The sequence below is a fragment of the Rhizobium sp. KDH_Rht_773_N genome (assembly GCF_052946295.1).
In genome coordinates, this window is the sequence record NZ_CM129525.1 from 2,895,060 (window position 1) to 2,912,281 (window position 17,222).

At 62.7% G+C, this 17,222-nt stretch carries 13 protein-coding genes; 5 read left to right on the plus strand and 8 right to left on the minus strand.

Annotated features, from left to right (window positions below; translation table 11 throughout):
- Positions 1-2 precede the first annotated feature (2 nt).
- The 5 genes from ACU8HS_RS14275 to ACU8HS_RS14295 are packed head-to-tail and all read left to right on the plus strand — an operon-like array spanning position 3 to position 5,068.
- Positions 3-1,589, plus strand: coding sequence for an ABC transporter substrate-binding protein (locus ACU8HS_RS14275; RefSeq protein WP_447014599.1), 1,587 nt, complete (start codon positions 3-5; stop codon positions 1,587-1,589).
- A complete protein-coding gene (locus ACU8HS_RS14280; protein ID WP_447014600.1) occupies positions 1,590-2,672 on the plus strand; it encodes an ABC transporter permease in 1,083 nt (360 codons plus the stop codon).
- Entirely contained in the window at positions 2,669-3,526 is an 858-nt protein-coding gene (locus tag ACU8HS_RS14285) for an ABC transporter permease (protein ID WP_113500203.1), read from the plus strand. The genes ACU8HS_RS14280 and ACU8HS_RS14285 overlap by 4 nt, the downstream gene beginning before the upstream one ends.
- Positions 3,519-4,343: an ATP-binding cassette domain-containing protein gene (locus tag ACU8HS_RS14290; protein WP_447014601.1), complete on the plus strand. Its 825-nt coding sequence runs from the start codon at positions 3,519-3,521 to the stop codon at positions 4,341-4,343. The genes ACU8HS_RS14285 and ACU8HS_RS14290 overlap by 8 nt, the downstream gene beginning before the upstream one ends.
- Complete coding sequence (locus tag ACU8HS_RS14295) at positions 4,340-5,068, plus strand: ABC transporter ATP-binding protein (RefSeq protein WP_447014602.1); 729 nt, start codon at positions 4,340-4,342, stop codon at positions 5,066-5,068. Before ACU8HS_RS14290 ends, ACU8HS_RS14295 begins: the two co-directional genes overlap by 4 nt.
- Here the strand turns inward: ACU8HS_RS14295 and ACU8HS_RS14300 are convergent, their stop codons facing one another.
- The 8 genes from ACU8HS_RS14300 to ACU8HS_RS14335 form a co-directional block, all read right to left on the minus strand.
- Positions 5,069-7,171: a beta-galactosidase gene (locus tag ACU8HS_RS14300; RefSeq protein WP_447014603.1), complete on the minus strand. Its 2,103-nt coding sequence runs from the start codon at positions 7,169-7,171 to the stop codon at positions 5,069-5,071.
- Positions 7,172-7,281: 110 nt separating this feature from the next.
- The gene (locus ACU8HS_RS14305) at positions 7,282-8,157 is read right to left on the minus strand and encodes a 2-hydroxy-3-oxopropionate reductase (protein ID WP_377311324.1); all 876 of its coding nucleotides are present in this window, start codon (positions 8,155-8,157) and stop codon (positions 7,282-7,284) included.
- Positions 8,158-8,164: 7 nt separating this feature from the next.
- Positions 8,165-8,944 carry a 2-oxo-tetronate isomerase gene (gene otnI, locus ACU8HS_RS14310; protein WP_377311323.1) on the minus strand — a complete coding sequence of 260 codons (780 nt, stop codon included), beginning with the start codon at positions 8,942-8,944 and terminating at the stop codon, positions 8,165-8,167.
- 10 nt (positions 8,945-8,954) lie between these two features.
- Positions 8,955-10,664 (minus strand): ABC transporter ATP-binding protein, encoded by a 1,710-nt coding sequence (locus ACU8HS_RS14315; protein WP_447014604.1) that lies wholly within the window; start codon positions 10,662-10,664, stop codon positions 8,955-8,957.
- Positions 10,665-10,674: 10 nt separating this feature from the next.
- A complete protein-coding gene (locus tag ACU8HS_RS14320) occupies positions 10,675-11,862 on the minus strand; it encodes an ABC transporter permease (RefSeq protein WP_112755546.1) in 1,188 nt (395 codons plus the stop codon).
- A 10-nt stretch (positions 11,863-11,872) separates the two neighbouring features.
- Positions 11,873-12,859 carry an ABC transporter permease gene (locus ACU8HS_RS14325; RefSeq protein WP_447014605.1) on the minus strand — a complete coding sequence of 329 codons (987 nt, stop codon included), beginning with the start codon at positions 12,857-12,859 and terminating at the stop codon, positions 11,873-11,875.
- A gap of 120 nt (positions 12,860-12,979) precedes the next feature.
- Positions 12,980-15,088: a family 10 glycosylhydrolase gene (locus tag ACU8HS_RS14330; RefSeq protein WP_447014606.1), complete on the minus strand. Its 2,109-nt coding sequence runs from the start codon at positions 15,086-15,088 to the stop codon at positions 12,980-12,982.
- 104 nt (positions 15,089-15,192) lie between these two features.
- Positions 15,193-17,118, minus strand: a complete 1,926-nt coding sequence (locus ACU8HS_RS14335) for an ABC transporter substrate-binding protein (protein ID WP_112704698.1) — start codon at positions 17,116-17,118, stop codon at positions 15,193-15,195.
- Between the last annotated feature and the right edge of the window lie 104 nt (positions 17,119-17,222).

The following is a 17,222-nucleotide window of genomic DNA, read 5'->3' on the forward strand; positions in this document are numbered from 1 at the left end:
CCATGTCCATCATCAACAGCCGCGCCAAGCTGCTCGGCACCGTCTTCAGCCTGGCGCTGGCTTTCAGCGCGCCGGTCGTTCACGCCGAAACGCCTGCAAATGTGCTTGTCGTTGCCCAGTCGATCGACGACGCGGTCAGCTTCGACCCGGCCGAAGGCTTCGAGCTGACGACCGTCCAGTCCTTCAACAATCTCTATCAGCGTCTCGTGCAGTCCAACCGTGACGACGGTACGAAGATCGAGGCTGCGCTTGCTGCTTCCTGGGAAGCCGGCAGCGACGGCAAGAGCCTGACCTTTGCACTTGCCGACGCGAAATTCGCCTCCGGCAATCCGGTCCGCCCCGAAGACGTGATCTTCTCGCTGACGCGCGCCGTGAAGCTCAACAAGTCGCCGGCCTTCATCCTCAACGAACTCGGCTGGAAGGCCGACAATGTCGATGCCGCCATCACCAAGGTTGACGACAAGCACGTCAAGCTCACTTGGGCGGCCGATGTCGGCTCCGGCTTTGCGCTCTCGATCCTGACGGCGCCGATCGCCTCCATCGTCGATGAGCAGACAGTTTCGCCGCAGGCCAAGGACAATGATTTTGGCAATGGCTGGCTGAAGACCAATTCGGCCGGCAGCGGCGCCTATACGATCGCCACCTACACGCCGCATGAGGCGCTGGTGCTGCAGGCCAACGCCAATTCTTCCGACAAGCCGGTGCTCGAAAGCGTCATCATCCGCAACGTGCCTGACGTCGGCGCCCGCCGCCTGCTCGTCGAACAGGGCGATGCCGATATCGCCCGTGGCCTGTCTGCCGACCAGATCGAAGCGCTGAAGGACAAGAGCGGCATCAAGGTTCTCTCCGTTCCCTCCGCCCGCCAGGACTATATCCTGCTGAACAGCAAGGCGAACCCGACGCTCGGCAACCCGGCCTTCTGGGAAGCGGCGCGTTACCTCGTCGATTATGACGGCATCACCAAGAACCTGCTGCGCGGCCAGAGCAGCGTTCATCAGGCCTTCCTGCCGAACGGCTTCCCCGGCGCGCTCAGCGACACGCCCTTCAAGCTCGATGTCGAGAAGGCCAAGAAGATCCTTGCCGACGGTGGCATCAAGACGCCGTTCAAGATCGAGTTCATCGTCTTCAACGACCAGCCGTTCCTGTCGATCGCCCAGTCGCTGCAGTCGACCTTCGCCCAGGCCGGCATCACGCTCGACATCCAGCCGGGGGTTGCCAGCGACATCTATGCGCGCGGCCGCGCCGGCAAGTTCGAGATGACGCTGCGCTACTGGATCCCGGACTATTTCGACGCCCACTCCAACGCCAGCGCCTTTGCGATCAACAAGGACAACTCGGCCAATACCGTTGCCAAGCAGGCCGGCTGGGTAATCCCGGAACTGACCGACGAGACGCTTGCCGCCGTCAAGGAGCAGGATGCCGCCAAGCGCGCCGCGCTCTACCAGGACCTGCAGAAGAAGATCCAGGCGAGCTCGCCCTTCGTTTTCATGCTTCAAGGCAATGACCAGGTCGTGCTAAGCGACAAGGTGAAGAACTATGCCCAGGGTCTCAACGCAGACCAGGTCTATTACGACAAGGTAGCGAAATAAGTGCCGCAAACGGCAACGCATAATCATGCTGACATGACCAACTCCCGCCAGCGCAACAGCTGGCGGGAGTTGTCGTTCGTCTGGCCGCTTTCGAAATGGCTGTGGTCGTTCGCGCTGACGCTTTTCGGACTGGCGCTGGTTACCTTCGCGATGACGCGGCTGTCGCCGATCGATCCGGCGCTGCAGCTCGTCGGCGATCATGCCAGCCAGTCCACCTATGAGCAGGCGCGGCTGGAGCTCGGGCTGGATCAGCCGCTACCGGTGCAGTTTTTCCGCTACGTCGAGACGGCGCTGTCAGGCAATTTCGGCCAGTCGATCTCGACCGGGCAGCCGGTGGCGAAGGATATTGCCCGCACCTTCCCGGCGACGATCGAGCTTGCGACGGCTGCCATTATTCTTGGTGCCGTCATCGGCCTTGCGCTCGGTATTACCGCCGCCATGCGGCAGGGGACGTGGGTGGACGGGCTCGCCCGCTTCGTCTCGCTCTTCGGATACTCGGTGCCGATCTTCTGGCTCGGCCTCTTGATGCTGCTGCTCTTTTATGCGCGGCTGCACTGGGCGCCGGGGCCGGGCCGGGCGGATGTGGTCTTTCAATATGCGGTGAAATCCGTCACCGGCTTTGCGCTTATTGATACCTGGATATCGGGCAAATCAGGCGCCTTTCGCGATGCGCTGGCGCATCTGGCGCTGCCGGCGATCGTGCTGGCCTTTCACGCGCTCGCCGCCATTTCGCGACTGACGCGCGCTGCGATCCTCACCGAACTCGGGCAGGAATATGTGACGACAGCGCGTACCAAGGGTGCCGGCCTCGGGCGTATCGTCTTCATCCACATCCTGCCGAATGTCTCCGGGACGCTGCTGACGGTGATTGCCCTTTCCTATGCCAGCCTGCTGGAAGGTGCCGTGCTGACCGAGACCGTCTTTGCCTGGCCGGGTATCGGCCGGTATCTGACGACGGCGATGTTTGCCGGCGACATGCCGGCGATCCTCGGTGCGACGCTGGTCGTCGGCGCCTCCTTCGTGCTTCTCAACGCGCTGACCGATCTTGGCGTGGCGCGGCTGGAATCGGGGAAGAAGCGATGAGCGCGATCGTCCAGGCGCCGCTCGGCGGCCCATCCTTCCTGCGGCGTGTGCTGCGTTCGCCCTCGGCGGCGGCGGGCAGTGCGGTCGTGCTCTTCATCCTGGCGCTTGCGCTGCTGGCGCCGCTGATTGCGCCTTATGATCCGAACCTGCAGGAGACGGCCAATCGGCTGATGCCGCCTGATGCGGCACACTGGTTCGGCACGGATGGGTTCGGCCGGGATATCCTGTCACGCATCATCTTTGGCGCGCGGCCGACACTGTTGCTGGTGCTCGTCGTCGTGCTGCTGATGGCGCCGCTCGGCATTCTCGTCGGCATCCTCTCGGGTTTCTTCGGTGGCATCACCGAACGCGTGCTGATGCGCATCACCGATATCGTCATGTCCTTCCCGCGGCTGCTGCTCGCCTTCGCCTTCGTCGCCATCATGGGGCCGGGGCTCATCAATGGCGCACTGGCGCTGGCGTTGACGAGCTGGCCGGCCTATGCGCGTCAGGCGCGTGTGGAGACGGCGGCATTGAGGCGCAGCGATTATCTGGCGGCGGCCGAAATGGTCGGCATCCGCGGTGTGCGGCTGCTCTGGGGGCATATCCTGCCGCTGGTGCTGCCTTCGGCGATCATCCGTCTCGCACTCGATCTCTCGGGCATCATTCTTGCTGCCGCCGGCCTTGGCTTCCTCGGTCTCGGTGTGCGTCCGCCGACAGCGGAATGGGGTTCGATGGTTTCGGAGGGCACGCAGGTGATCTTCGATCAATGGTGGGTGGCGGCCGTGCCCGGCTTTGCGATCCTGATTACCTCCTTTGCCTTCAACCTGCTGGCCGATGGCCTGCGCGATATTCTGGATCCGCGCCATGACTGAGCCGCTGCTTTCCGTCGTGGATCTGTCGATCGCCTTCCCATCCGAGGCCGGACCTGTGCGTGTCGTCGATGGCATTTCCTTCGCCGTCGGCCGCGAAGTCGTGGCACTGGTCGGTGAATCCGGCTCCGGCAAGTCGATGACCGGCAGGGCGATCATGGGGCTCTTGCCGCGCCGGGCAGAGGTCGTGGCAAAGCGTCTCTCCTTCGACGGGCAGGAGCTGACGACATTGGCCCCATCCGGCTGGAACAGACTGCGCGGCAGTGGTCTCGGATTGATCCTGCAGGATCCGAAATATTCGCTCAACCCGGCCCATAAGGTCGGCCGGCAGGTGGAAGAAGCATTGCTTCTGCACACGAAGCTTTCTGCTGCCGAGCGGCGCGAGCAGGCGCTCGATATGCTCGACAAGGTCGGTCTGCCCGATCCGCAGCGTGTCTATTCGAATTATCCGGCCGCTCTTTCCGGCGGCATGGGGCAGCGCGTCATGATTGCCGCCATGCTGATCAACCGGCCGAAACTCCTGATCGCCGACGAGCCGACTTCGGCGCTCGATCGCGGCCTGCAGGACCAGATCCTGACCTTGCTGCGGTCGCTGACCGAAGAACTCGGCATGGGACTGTTGCTCATCAGCCATGATCTGCAGCAGGTCTCGCGTTATGCCGATCGCGTCATGGTCATGCGGCACGGGAAGATCGAGGAACAGATGGCCTCTGCCGATCTCGCCAATGCCAGATCGGATTATACGCGCGCACTCTGGGCGGCGCGGCCCTCGGCCGCGACCTACGGGACGCGGCTGCCGGTTTACGGAGGCGAGGCATGAGCGCGCTCTCCGTTTCCGATCTTTCCGTGACCTTCCAGGGCGACGGCAAGAGCTTTACCGCCGTGCGTGGTATCGGCTTCGAGGTTGCGCCGGGGGAGACGTTCGGGCTGATCGGCCCGTCCGGTTGCGGCAAGACGACGGCGCTGCGTGCCGTTGCCGGGCTGAATACCCATTGGCAGGGCTCGATCACGGTGTTCGATGAGGCGCTGCGACCGGGGCACAAGATCACCGGGCCACTGCGCGCCAACATCCAGATGGTGTTTCAGGACCCCTATTCCTCGCTGCATCCGCGCCACCGCATCTCGCGCATTCTCGGTGAACCGCTGGCACTGAGGGGCGTGTGCAATGTCGAGGATGAGGTGCGGACTGCGCTCGATCAGGTCGGCCTGCCGGCCGCAGCGGCCGGGCGATATCCGCACCAGCTTTCCGGTGGGCAGCGACAGCGCGTGGCGATTGCCCGTGCGCTGCTCCTGAAGCCGAAATTGCTGCTGCTCGATGAGCCGACTTCGGCGCTCGATGTCTCGGTGCAGGCCGAAATCCTGAACCTGCTGAACGATCTGAAGGCCTCGCATGGCATGACCTTCGTGCTCGTCAGCCACGATCCCGGCGTCGTCGCGCATATGTGCGACCGGGCGGTGCTGATGCAGGCCGGTCGCGTCGAAAGCGAACTCGACCGCGCCGCGCTTTCGCAAGGCGGCTGGGTCGAGCAGCTTGCCGTGCGTTAGCTACGCCAGCGGCAGGATCAGCACGTCGCGAGCCGGAACCTCGATACGATTCAGATCATAGCCGTATCCCACCGGCCAAGCGGGTTTGCCGCCAGACAGTTTCCCATCGGCAAGGCTGACCGTCGTCGCCTGGGTCTTGCGGGTCGGATTGACCAGCCACAGGAAGCTTCCTTTCTCGCCCTTGTGGACGCGGGCATAGACCGCATCGTTGGAAAGCGTCACATGGCGCGTCCGACCACTCCATTTGACCAGTTCGGCGAAGAAGGCGGCGTTGGCCTTGCCATCGGTGCGGTAGAAGGCGACGGAAGGATTGGTGCCGATCAGCAGGGTGCGGCCCTTGCCGAAGCGATTTTCGACGACAGCCAGACGTCCGCCATCGAAGTTCCCGCGGCCGGTGCCGCCGGTCAGGCGGTAGGACTGGAGGAGGCCGCCGCCATCGACGGCCATATCGTCGAACCTGAAGTGGATGCGGTCGCCGATATCGGGCATGAATTCCACTTCCTCCTCACGCGCGCCGAAGACCTCGTCGAGCCCCATATTCGGCTGTACCTGACCGACATGGCCGCGGTCGCCGAAATAGCCGGGGCAGGCTTCTGCAATCAGCGTGCCGCCCTTTTCCACCCAGGCTTTCAGGCGCGCCGCCTGTGCGGCGGTGAACATGATCGGGTAGGGGAAATAGAGGAAATCATAGGCATCGATATCGTCGATATGCACCCAGTCCGGCTGCAGTCCCTCACCGAGGAAGGCGCGGTAGGCACCCCACATGGCTTCCGGATAAGGCTTTTCCTTGCGGTCGTAGTTCAGCAGGTAATCCCATTCCTGCGTTTCGGGGACAACGAGAATGCCGACTTCGCCACGCACCGGCTTTGCGTCCCAGAGGGTCTTCTGCGCCGGGTCGTTCGCCCATTTCGCCATTGCGCTCTGCATGTCGGAGCGCGGCGTGCGGCTGCCGTCCATGCCATAGGCGCCGAAGGCGCCGAAGAGCGGGCCGTCGAGCAGCGGGCGCCAGCGCAGGTTCAGAACGCCGCGGGCGCCGCCGGCAAAGGAGGTCATGCTCCAGATACGGATATCCTCGGGCTCTGCCACGCGGCCGTCTTCCTTGTCGCGGCCGATCACCTGCGGCTGCAGCCAGAGCGGGCCGCCCTGGCGCTCGGCGTGCCAGAAAGGCTTGCCGCGGGCGGCAGCGCGGTTGATATCGACGCCGTACCAGGTCTTCCACGGTTCGGTGCCCTTGCGGGCCTGGATCCAGGTGAAACCGTAGATTTCCACCTTGGAGGCGGCAAGCCAGTCGTCGCAGCCATTGGCGGCCATGTTGGGGATCGCGCCTGATATGCCATGCGCGGCAATGACGTTCTTCTGATCGACGGCGCGGATCGTATCGATGCGCCACTGCATCTGGTCATAGAAATTGTCGCGCTTGAACTGCAGCCAGTCGATGCATTCGGGGTAGGGCGCCATATGGACCGGCGGCTCGACATCATCCCATTCGGCATAGCTGTAGCGATGCCAGGCCTTGGCGAGCACTTTCAGGCTGCCGTATTTCTTCTCCAGCCATTTGCGGAAGGCGGCCTTGGCATAGCTGCTGTAATCGACATCGGCGGAATAGTTGACTTCGTTCCAGACGTCGTAGCCGTAGATCGCCGGATGATCCTTGTAGCGGGTGGCAAGCGCCGTCAGGAACTTGCCGGCGGCTTCCTTCACTTCCGGGCAGTTCAGCGTCAGCGCGCCGGCGCCGCCGCCATTGTTGGAAAAGCCGCCGGTTGCGGCCGAGACGCCCATATAGGAGCCGAGCTTGGTGCCGTCGGCATTGACCTGGAGCGCATCGGCATATTTGCGCACCGCCCAGTCCGGCACGGCATGGATGAGCTCGGCGATGACGGTCTTGATGCCGTTCCTGGCGGCGAGATCGAGCTGGCGGTCATATTCTTCCCAGTCGTAGGCGCCGGGGGCCACTTCGATCGCACCCCACATGAACCAGTGGCGGAAGATGTTGAGGCCATCTTCGCCGGCGGTCGCGTAGTCGCGTTCCCAATCGTCGCGCGGCGGATTGGACTTGCGGAAATAGACGGCGCCGAAAGGGAATTGGATATCGTTTCTGAGCATTGTCCTGTCCTTCTCTATTGATGTCCGGACACAGCTTCGCCGTCCGGAGACAAGGCTCCGGCAGGAGGCAATCGAAGATGTCGTCCGGGTGTTCTAGGCGGTCCTGATCTCTAGCGCGGCCCTCCGGCGAGGAGTTCGAGCGTGCGGATAAGGGCGGAATGGTCGCGTTCGCCGTCGCCATTGGCAACAGCGGCATTCATGAGCTGCTGGGTCGCTGCCGTGTTCGGCAGCGACAGATCGAGTGCGCGGGCGGCATCGACGGCGAGCGTCATGTCCTTGCGGTGCAGGCGGATGCGGAAGCCGGGGTCGAAGGTTTCCTTGACCATGCGCTCGCCGTGCACTTCGAGAATGCGGGAGGCGGCAAAACCACCCATGAGCGCGGCGCGCACCTTGGCCGGATCGGCGCCGGCGCGTTTGGCAAAGAGCAGCGCTTCGGAGACGGCCTCGATGGTGAGGCCGACGATGATCTGGTTGGCGACCTTGGCCGTCTGGCCGTCGCCGACACCGCCGACCAGGGTGATGTTCTTGCCCATCTTTTCGAAGAGTGGCCGCGCGCGCTCAAAGGCCTCTTCCTTGCCGCCGATCATGATCGTCAGCGATGCAGCCTTGGCGCCGACCTCGCCGCCGGAGACCGGCGCATCGAGATAATCGCAGCCAAGCGCTTCGATGCGCCTGGCGAAGCCCTTGGTGGCGACAGGCGAGATCGAACTCATGTCGATAACGAGCTTGCCGGCAGAGAGGCCGGAAGCGACGCCGTCTTCACCGAAGAGCACGGCTTCGACATCAGGCGTATCCGGCAGCATCAGGATGATGATGTCGGAGGCTTCCGCGACGGCCCTGGCGCTGTGGGCGGCCTTGCCGCCCTTGGTGACGAGATGCTGCGAGGCTTCCTTCACGCGGCTCAGATGCAGCGTGTGGCCGGCATCAATCAGGTGTTCCGCCATCGGGCGGCCCATGACGCCCAGTCCGATAAAACCGATATTCATGTCACGCTCACTTCCGATAGGGTTTCATCCAGCCAAGGCCCTCGCTGGTGCCGGCCTTCGGCTTGTATTCGCAGCCGACCCAGCCGTCATAGCCGAGGCGGTCGAGTTCGGAGAGGATGAAGCCGTAGTTGATCTCGCCCGTGCCGGGTTCGTTGCGGCCGGGATTGTCGGCGATCTGCACATGGGCGATCCTGTCTTTCAGCCGCGTGAAGGTCGGGATCAGGTCGCCCTGCATGATCTGCATGTGGTAGAAATCATACTGGATGTAGAGATTGTCGGAGCCGACCTTTTCGAGGATGCGCTCGGCGTGATCGGTGCTCGACAGGAAGAAGCCAGGTATATCGCGCAGGTTGATCGGCTCGATCAGCAGCTTTACGCCGGCATCGGCCGTGCGCGCGGCGGCATATTTCAGGTTCTCCACCAGCACCTTTTCCAGCGTTTCGAGATCGGCACCCTTTGGCACGAGGCCGGAGATGACGTTGACCTGCGGGCAGGCGAGCGCCTTGGCATAATCGAGCGCCAGCGAGATGCCGTTGCGGAATTCCTCGATGCGATCCGGCAGGCAGGCAATGCCGCGTTCGCCGCCGGCCCAGTCACCCGAGGGCACGTTGAAAAGCGCCTGTTTCAGGCCGTTTGCCTGGAGCGCCGCGGCGACCTTTTCTTTCGGCTCGGCATAGGGGCCGAGATATTCGAGCGCGCCGAAACCGTCCCTTGCGGCGGCGGCGAAGCGGTCCAGGAAGGCTAGATCCTGATAGAGGAAGGAAAGATTGGCGGAAAATTTCGGCACTGGAACATCCTCAGGCATTGGCGGGAGCGACGAAGCGATGCCGGTGCAGCATGCGTTTGTCGCGTGGGTCGGGATTTGGAACGGCTGAAATGAGGCTCTTCGTATAGGCTTCCTGCGGCGCGGTGCAGATCTGCTCGGCCTCGCCAAGTTCGACGATCTTGCCGCGATGCATGACCGCCACGCGATCACAGAAATAGCGTACCACGGAAATATCGTGGGAAATGAAGATAAAGCTCAGGTTCAGCCGCTGGCGGATATCGAGCAGCAGATCGAGGATCTGGCTGCGGATGGAGACGTCGAGCGCCGAGGTTGCCTCATCGGCGATGATGATGCGCGGATCAAGCGCAAGGGCGCGGGCAATGCCGATGCGCTGGCGCTGGCCGCCGGAGAAGGCGTGCGGATAGCGCTCCATGCCCATCGGATCGAGGCCGACGAGGCGCATCAGTTCGGCGACGCGATCTTCCAGCGCCTTGCCTTTGGCAAGCCCGTTGACGATGAGCGGATCGCCAATCACTTCCTTGACGGTCATGCGCGGGTTCAGCGAGGCGAAGGGGTCCTGGAAGACGAGGCGGACTTCACGATGGAAGTTGCGCAGCTCTTTCTTGCCGAGCCGGGTGACGTCGGTCTCGCCGCCATCCTTGCCGCGATAGAGGACAGTTCCGGTCGTCGGCTCGACGGTGCGCAGGATCAGGCGGCCGAGCGTCGTCTTGCCGGAACCGCTTTCGCCGACGATGCCGAGATTTTCGCCGGAGTAGAGGTCGAAATTGGCGTCGTCGACGGCGCGCAGCGTATTGGCACTGCCGTGCCAGCCGAAAGTCTTGCTGAGATTGCGCACGGACAGGATCGGCTGCGGCGCATCCGAAGACAAAGCGACGGCTGACGGCCTGCCTTCGACGTGATGGGTGAGCTTCACCGTCGAGGCCAGAAGCTGGCGGGTATAGGGATGGGTGGCCGCATGGTAGATCGCATCGACCGGGCCGCGCTCGACGATATGGCCGAAACGCATGACGGCGACGTCGTCGGCCACCTCGGCCACCACGCCCATATCATGGGTAATCAGCAGCATCGCCATGCCGCGCTCGACCTGCAGGCGCTTGATGAGGTCGAGGATTTCGGCCTGTGTCGTCACGTCGAGTGCCGTCGTCGGTTCGTCGGCGATCAGGATATCCGGGTTGCCGGCAAGCGCCATGGCGATCATGGCCCGCTGGCGCATGCCGCCGGAAAATTCGAACGTGTAGCGGTCGGCCATCTTGTCGGGATTGGGGATTTCCACCTGGCGCAGCAGGTCGACCATGCGGGCGCGTGCGGCCTTCTTGTCGAGATTGCTGTGCAGGCGGATGGCTTCCACGATCTGCGAGCCGATCGTGTGGACCGGCGAGAGCGAACTCATCGGCTCCTGGAAAACGAGACCGATGCGCCGGCCGCGGATCTCGCGCATGGCGCGGCTGCCGGGCGGGAGCGTGGCAATATCGGTGACTTCGCTACCGTTGCGCAGCAGGATGCGGCCGCCGACGATGCTGCCGGGCTTGTCGACGATCTGCAGCAGCGAGCGGGCGGTGACACTCTTGCCGGAGCCGCTTTCGCCGACGAGGCAAAGCGTCTGGCCGCGCTTGAGCTGGAAGCTGACATCCTCGACGGCGTGCAGGATATGCGTGCGCAGGCGGAAGTCGATCGAGAGATTTTCAACCGAGAGGACGACGTCATCGGGAAGACCGGTCATGGCTGCCTCCTCAGTTGTCATAGGGATCGGCCGCATCGCGCAAGCCGTCGCCGAAGAAGTTGAAGGACAGGACGGCCGTGACGACCGCGAGCGACGGCCAGATCAGCAGCCAGGGCGCGGTCGCAACCGTGCGGATATTCTGGGCATCCTGCAGCAGCACGCCCCAGCTGACGACCGGCGGCTTGAGGCCGATGCCGAGGAAGGAGAGCGAGGTTTCGGCGACGATCATCGTCGGCACCGCGAGGGTGACGACGGCGAGGATATGGCTGGTCAGCGAGGGCAGGATATGGCGGAAGATCAGCCGTGCTTCGCTTGAGCCGTCGAGTTTTGCGGCAGTGACGAAATCCTCGCTGCGCAGCGCCAGAAAGCGGCCGCGCACCTCGCGGGCCAGACTTGTCCAGCCAAGCAGCGAGACGATGATGGTGATGACGAAATAGACGTTGACCGGCGACCATGTCAGCGGGATCGCCGCCGCAAGGCCGAGCCAGAGCGGAATGGTCGGCATGGCGCTGACGACTTCGATGACGCGCTGGATCAGCGTATCCACCCAGCCGCCGTAAAAGCCGGAGATGGAGCCGAGCACGACGCCGAGCACGAGCGACATGGCGACGCCGACGAGGCCGATCGACATGGAGATACGCGTGCCGTAGATCAGCCGGGTCAGAACGTCACGGCCGAGGCGGTCGGCGCCGAGCAGGTACATGGGGTCGTTGGCATTGATCGGGCCGATGAAATGCGTGGTCATCGGGATCAGGCCCCAGAGCTGATAGGCCGGGCCTTTGACGAAGAAGCCGATCGGCACGACCTTGGTGTCATCGACCACGAAGGTGCGCCTCAGCGCCACCTTGTCGATCTCCACCTTGTAGCCCTTCACATGGAAATTGAACTCCGAGCTGCCGTCAGGCTTTTCCACGAAGAAGCTGAAACCCTGCGGCGGCGCGTAGGTATATTGCGGCTTGGAGGTCGCGGGCAGGGACGGCGCCAGAAACTCGGCGAACAGGCCGACGAGGTAGAGGAAGAGGATGATCGCTCCGGCGACCATCGCCACCTTCTGGCGGATCAGCTTGCCGGCAATCAGCCGCCATGGGCCGATCGCGGCGATCGAGACGGTCTTGCCCTGTTTCAGCGGGCTGATCGAGGGACCGTCTGCGACGACGTTGAGGGGGCCGGTATGGGGTGCGAAGGTTTCGTGCGTCATCGGCGCCTCCTCAATTGAACCGGATGCGCGGATCGAGCAGCGCAAGCAGTAGGTCGGACAGGAGCATGCCGACGAGGGTCAGTGCCGAGAGAAGCAGGATAAAGCTGCCGGCGAGATACATGTCCTGCGAGACCAGCGCGCGGAAGAGCAGCGGTCCGGCAGTCGGCAGGTTCAGCACGATTGCGGTGATCGTGACACCCGAGACGAGATGCGGCAGTACCCAGCCGATCGCCGAGACGAAGGGGTTCAGCGCGATGCGCACCGGATATTTCATGATCACCTTGTATTCCGGCAGGCCCTTGGCGCGCGCGGTAATGACATAGGGCTTGTGCAGTTCATCCGTCAGGTTGGCGCGCAGGATGCGGATGAGGGCAGCCGTGCCCGAGGCGCCGATGATGATGATCGGGATCCAGAGATGGGCGAGGAAATCGCCGACCTTGGCGAAGCTCCAGGGTGCCTCGGCATATTCCGGCGAGTTGAGGCCGCCGACGCTCTGGCCGAGATAGCGGTAGGCGATATACATCAGCGTCAGCGCCAGGATGAAGTTCGGCACGGCCAGTCCAATGAAGCCGAAGAAGGTGAAGACGTGGTCGCCGACGGAGTGGCGGCGCACGGCCGAATAGATGCCGATCGGCAGCGCGACGATCCAGACGAAGAGCAGGCTGAGGAGCGAGATGACCAGCGTCGAGCCCATGCGCGCCCAGATCAGGCCGGAAACGGGCTGGTTCCATTCGAAGGACCAGCCGAAATCGCCGCGGCTGACGATACCCCACATCCATTTGAGATACTGGATGTAGAAGGGGTCGTCGAAGCCGTAGATCTCCTTCAGCCGCTCGATCTGTGCGGGATCGACGGCCTGACCGCTGTCGCTCATCGTCGCGATCATAGAGGTCAGGTAGTCACCCGGCGGCAGCTGGATGATCAGGAACGAGATCAGCGACATGCCGATCAAGGTCGGGATCATGTAGAGCACGCGCTTGAAAATATAGCCAAGCATCGGAATGTTTCTCCTCCCGTTGAGAGCGCCCGGCCAGGCGCTTCCTTCGGATCTCCACCCGCTTTCGGCCCCTCCAGGCCGAAAACGCTCCTCCTTGTCTTCCCCGCCGCTGGGGGCACCTCATTTCCAGGTGAGGTGCAACACCTCCAGCCGTTCGACATCGGGCACCTCCACCTGTGCGCGGCCGTCCTTGACGCTGAAGTTTGCGGCGCGGTCGGTAACGACGAGCCATGCCTTGGCCACCGACTTGCCCTCAGGAATTTCCACCGAAACCGTCTGGGCCGCCAGAGGGTAATTTTCGCGTATCGGCCCTTTCATCATCATCGGATTGGTGAGGTTGAAGAGGCTGAGCGCGATGCCCCCGGCATTTTCGCGCAGCGCCAAATCGATAACGCCGGGGCCCTCGACGGTGACGCGCGGCGTCTTGCCAAGCGCCCAGCGCACGGCATTGGCGATCAGCTTGCCATGGTCGACCGCGAAGACTTCCCAGAAGATTTCGCCGATGTTCCAGGGAATGTAGACGGTGCGGCCGCCCTTGCCGGTTCCGCGGGCGATGACGGCGGCGCCTTCCGGGGCCTTGCGCGGATAGACCTCTTCCATCGGCAGGTCCGGGAAATCAGGCACGTAGAGGAAGGGCGTCGTCGCGTTGCCGGTCGGATCGGCGTGGATGAGGCGCGTGCCGCCCATGATGCGCTCGGCACCGTCGTAGCCCCGATTGATCGGATGATCGCCCGAAAGCGCCACATAGGTGTTCTTGACGATGCCGCGCGGGCCGGAGACGAATTTGGCGCCGAGTACATCGGAGAGGCCGAACTCCTTGCGCTTCTTGCCGAATTCGTCGCGCAGCGAGGTTTCGTAGGAGGCAATGACGCTGCCGCCGCGGTTCACATAGGCGCGGATCGCCTCGTTCTGCGCATCCGAAAGGCAGGAAGCGTTGGCGAGGATGATCAGCTTGAAGCGGTCGAGATTTTCCTTCGTCAGAACCTGATCGGAAAGAAGCTCGAAGGGCAGGCGGGCCTCGATGAGGGCATGATAGAAGCCGAGGTCGTGCTTCTCGGCGCTGTGGCGTTCTTCCGGCGCCCAGTGGCGGAGCGTGGTCGAGGGATCGATGACGGCGATTTCGGCCGTCGGATGCATGCTCTCAAGGACAGGCTCGACGGCGGCCTGCAGGGCGAAGGAATCGGCGACCGGTTCGACCCAGCGCTTGTCGGGCACGACGCCGTTGAACTTGGTGAACCAGGCATAGAGGCCGTGGGCCGTGCCGTCATTGATCCAGAGCTGCATTTCCTCGCCGGAGGTGACGGCATCCTTCCAGCGGTATTCCTCCTCCGGGCCGATCGAGGTGATGAGCACGACCGGGCGGTCGGGGAAGGTAGCGCGGATGCGCTTGCCGTTGCGGCCGGCCGACCAGCCGAGTTCCAGGCCCTTGCGGCCCTGATGGTCGACGACGAGGAAGGGGCAATGTTTGGCGATGACCGAGAGGTCGAATTCCATCAGCGAAGCGCCGCCCATGTTCGGGATGAAGCTCGCATGCGGGCGGATCGCTTTGACGGCATCGTCCCACTGGGCGATCATGTCGGTGAGCACGCGGCGGCGCCACTGCACCCAGGCCTGCCAGGCCGGATCGTCGGCATCCGGTTTCGTCGGCAGCGCGTGGCCGAACATGTCCTTGAAGCGGCGGGCGCTGTCTTCGCTGTAATCGACGCCGTGACCCTGCCAGCGATTGGCGAAGATCGCGTCGATATCGTATTTGCGGACGATTTCCTTCACCACTTCCGGCATGAAGACGGTGTTGTAATCGCCATAGGCATTGGTCACCCAGACATCGGGATAGGCCCAGTGGCGGCGCGGCGTGCCGTCGGCATTGACCATCACCCATTCGGGATGCGCCTTGGCGGCATCGTCGTGGATCGCATGCGGATCGACACGCGCCATGACATGCATGTCGAGCTTGCGGGCGGCATCGACGAGCGCGCCGAAAATATCCTTGTCGCCCAGATATTTGCTTACATAGTGGTAGGGCACTTCGCTCGGATAATAGGCGATGTAGCCGCCGGCGCTGAGGCAGACGGCATTGGATTTCGTGCGCTTGAAAACGTCAATCCAGAAGGCCGGATCGTATTTTTCCGGGTCGTCCTCCACGAAGGTCAGCTGGGTCCAGCGCGTGGCGGTCTTGAACCAGTCCGGCGTGCGCAGCGTGTCGGTATTCTGTCTTCTGGCGTCGAGCATCGTCTTCATCCAATCATTGGCAAAAGAGGGCATTGGCAAAAGAAGGGCCGTGGCGCCGACCGGTGGAGCCGACGCCCGGAAATCATCGTCGATGTCGCAGGCCGTCAGACCTTGTAGAACTGCTCCGGCATGGTGGGAGCGGGTGTCGGCCAGCCGAAGGAGTTCGGCATGGTCTTCGTGATGTTCTTCATGTTGTTCTTGACGATGCCGTAGCCATCCGGCGGCAGGGAAATGCCGAAGACATAGAAGTTGTCGGCGGCACCCTGCAGGATCTGTTTCATGATCTCCTGCTGACCGGCCGCGTCGGAAGTCGATTTCAGCTTGTCGTAAAGCTCGAGCTGCTTCTTCGTTTCTTCCGGCGGCTCTTCGGCGTTGGCATTGTTGCGGTCGAGATACCAGAGCTGCCAGGCCGGGGCGTACATGGCGTTCGAATCCGTCGGCACGTAGTAGCGCGGGTCAAGCATGGCGGCGACACCGCCATTGGCGCCGAACTGGTGGGCCGTCGCATCGAAGTCGCGGCCCTGGCGGACGCGGGTCTCCCAGAGCGAACGGTCCATGGTGCGCATCTGCGCATCGATGCCGACGGCCTGGAACATCGGGATGACCAGCTGGAAGAGATCGAGGAAGACGGCGCGCGCCTGGTCGATTTCGAAGATCACCGTCAGGCGGCGGCCCTTCTCGTCCAGACGGAAATTCTGGTCGTCGCGCTTCGGGATCAGCGTGTCGAGCATGGCATTCGCCTTGTCGACGTCGTAGCTCGTGAATTGCGTGGCGAGTTGCTCGTTGTAGAGCGGATCGCCCTGCTTGATCGAGGGCTGGGCCGGAGCGCCCTGGCCGACGAGAACGGCATCGATCAGAGCCTGACGATCGAGCGACATGGAGAGTGCCGCACGGAAATCCTTGTTGCGGAAGAGCTTTCGTTTGGTCTCGTCGTTGTGGTTCAGGTTGAAGATGAAGTTCATCACATTGGCTTCGGTCGAAGTCAGCGTGTAGAAATCATACTTGCCCTGCTCGCGCGCATCGTAGAGCACCGACTTGTTGTTCGGCGTGGCGATATACTGGTCCATCAGGTCGACTTCGCCCTGCATGGCCTTCAAGAGCAGCACCTGCGGATCGGCGACCATCTGGTAGACGATGCGGTCCATATAGGGGAGCTGATTACCTTCCGTATCGACCTTCCAGTAGAAGGGGTTGCGTTCGGCAATTGCGCGTTCCGTATTCTCGCCGGGTGCGGTCGTGAACATCCAGGCATGCAGGCAGGGTTTCTTCGAGGAGTTCAGGAAGAAGGCGTTGTCGTCCTGGAAACCGGAGGCAGACTGGAAGGCGGCAATCCAGCTTTCGAAGCCGCGCTCTTTGGCAAGCTCGTCCGCCTTCGGATTATAATCGATATGGAACTGCTCGAGGTAATGTTTGGGGCAGCGGGTCGTGTGGTCGTTATTGGCCCAGGCTACCTGAAGCGGGAACATACCGTTAGGTTTGGCAAAGATAACTTTGAAGGTCTGTTCGTCTATGACTTCAAGCTTCGCCGGCTTGCCTGCCGTCTTCCAGTGGCCCTGTCCGTTAACGGCGACGCGTTTGTCGGTCAGGATCGTGTCGTACCAGAATTTGACGTCCGCCGTCGTGTAGGGCTGACCGTCCGACCACTTCATGCCCTTGCGCAGGCGGATCGTATATTCGGTGGAGTCGGCATTGCCGTCGAAGGCTTCGGCGACGTTCAGCGTCACGCCGGACCAGTCGGGCGTATAGCGCAGCAACGGTTCATAGGCCTGGTAGCGGAACAGCATGGACAGCGAGCCGCCGCCGACGAGGGCCATGTTCCAGTCGCCGCCATATTTGCCGACGCTTTCGACCGGCTTGATGACAAGCGGATTTTCCGGCAGCCGGTCTTTCAGGGCCGGCAGTGCGCCGCTTGCAACCTTGTCTTTCAGAATGTCCGCTTCCTTGTAATCGACGGCAAGGGCCGGCAGCGCCGGTAAAAGCAGAACGGCCGAGGTCCCGGCCAGAAACGCACGACGTTTCAGCTTGATCATAGGGTTCTCCTCCAAAAATCCGCGGCCCTTGTCGTTGTTTTTGCTTTCAGGCCGGGATAACGGGAAGAATACATTTGGATATTGTTAGGTAAAGCGTTATGTTC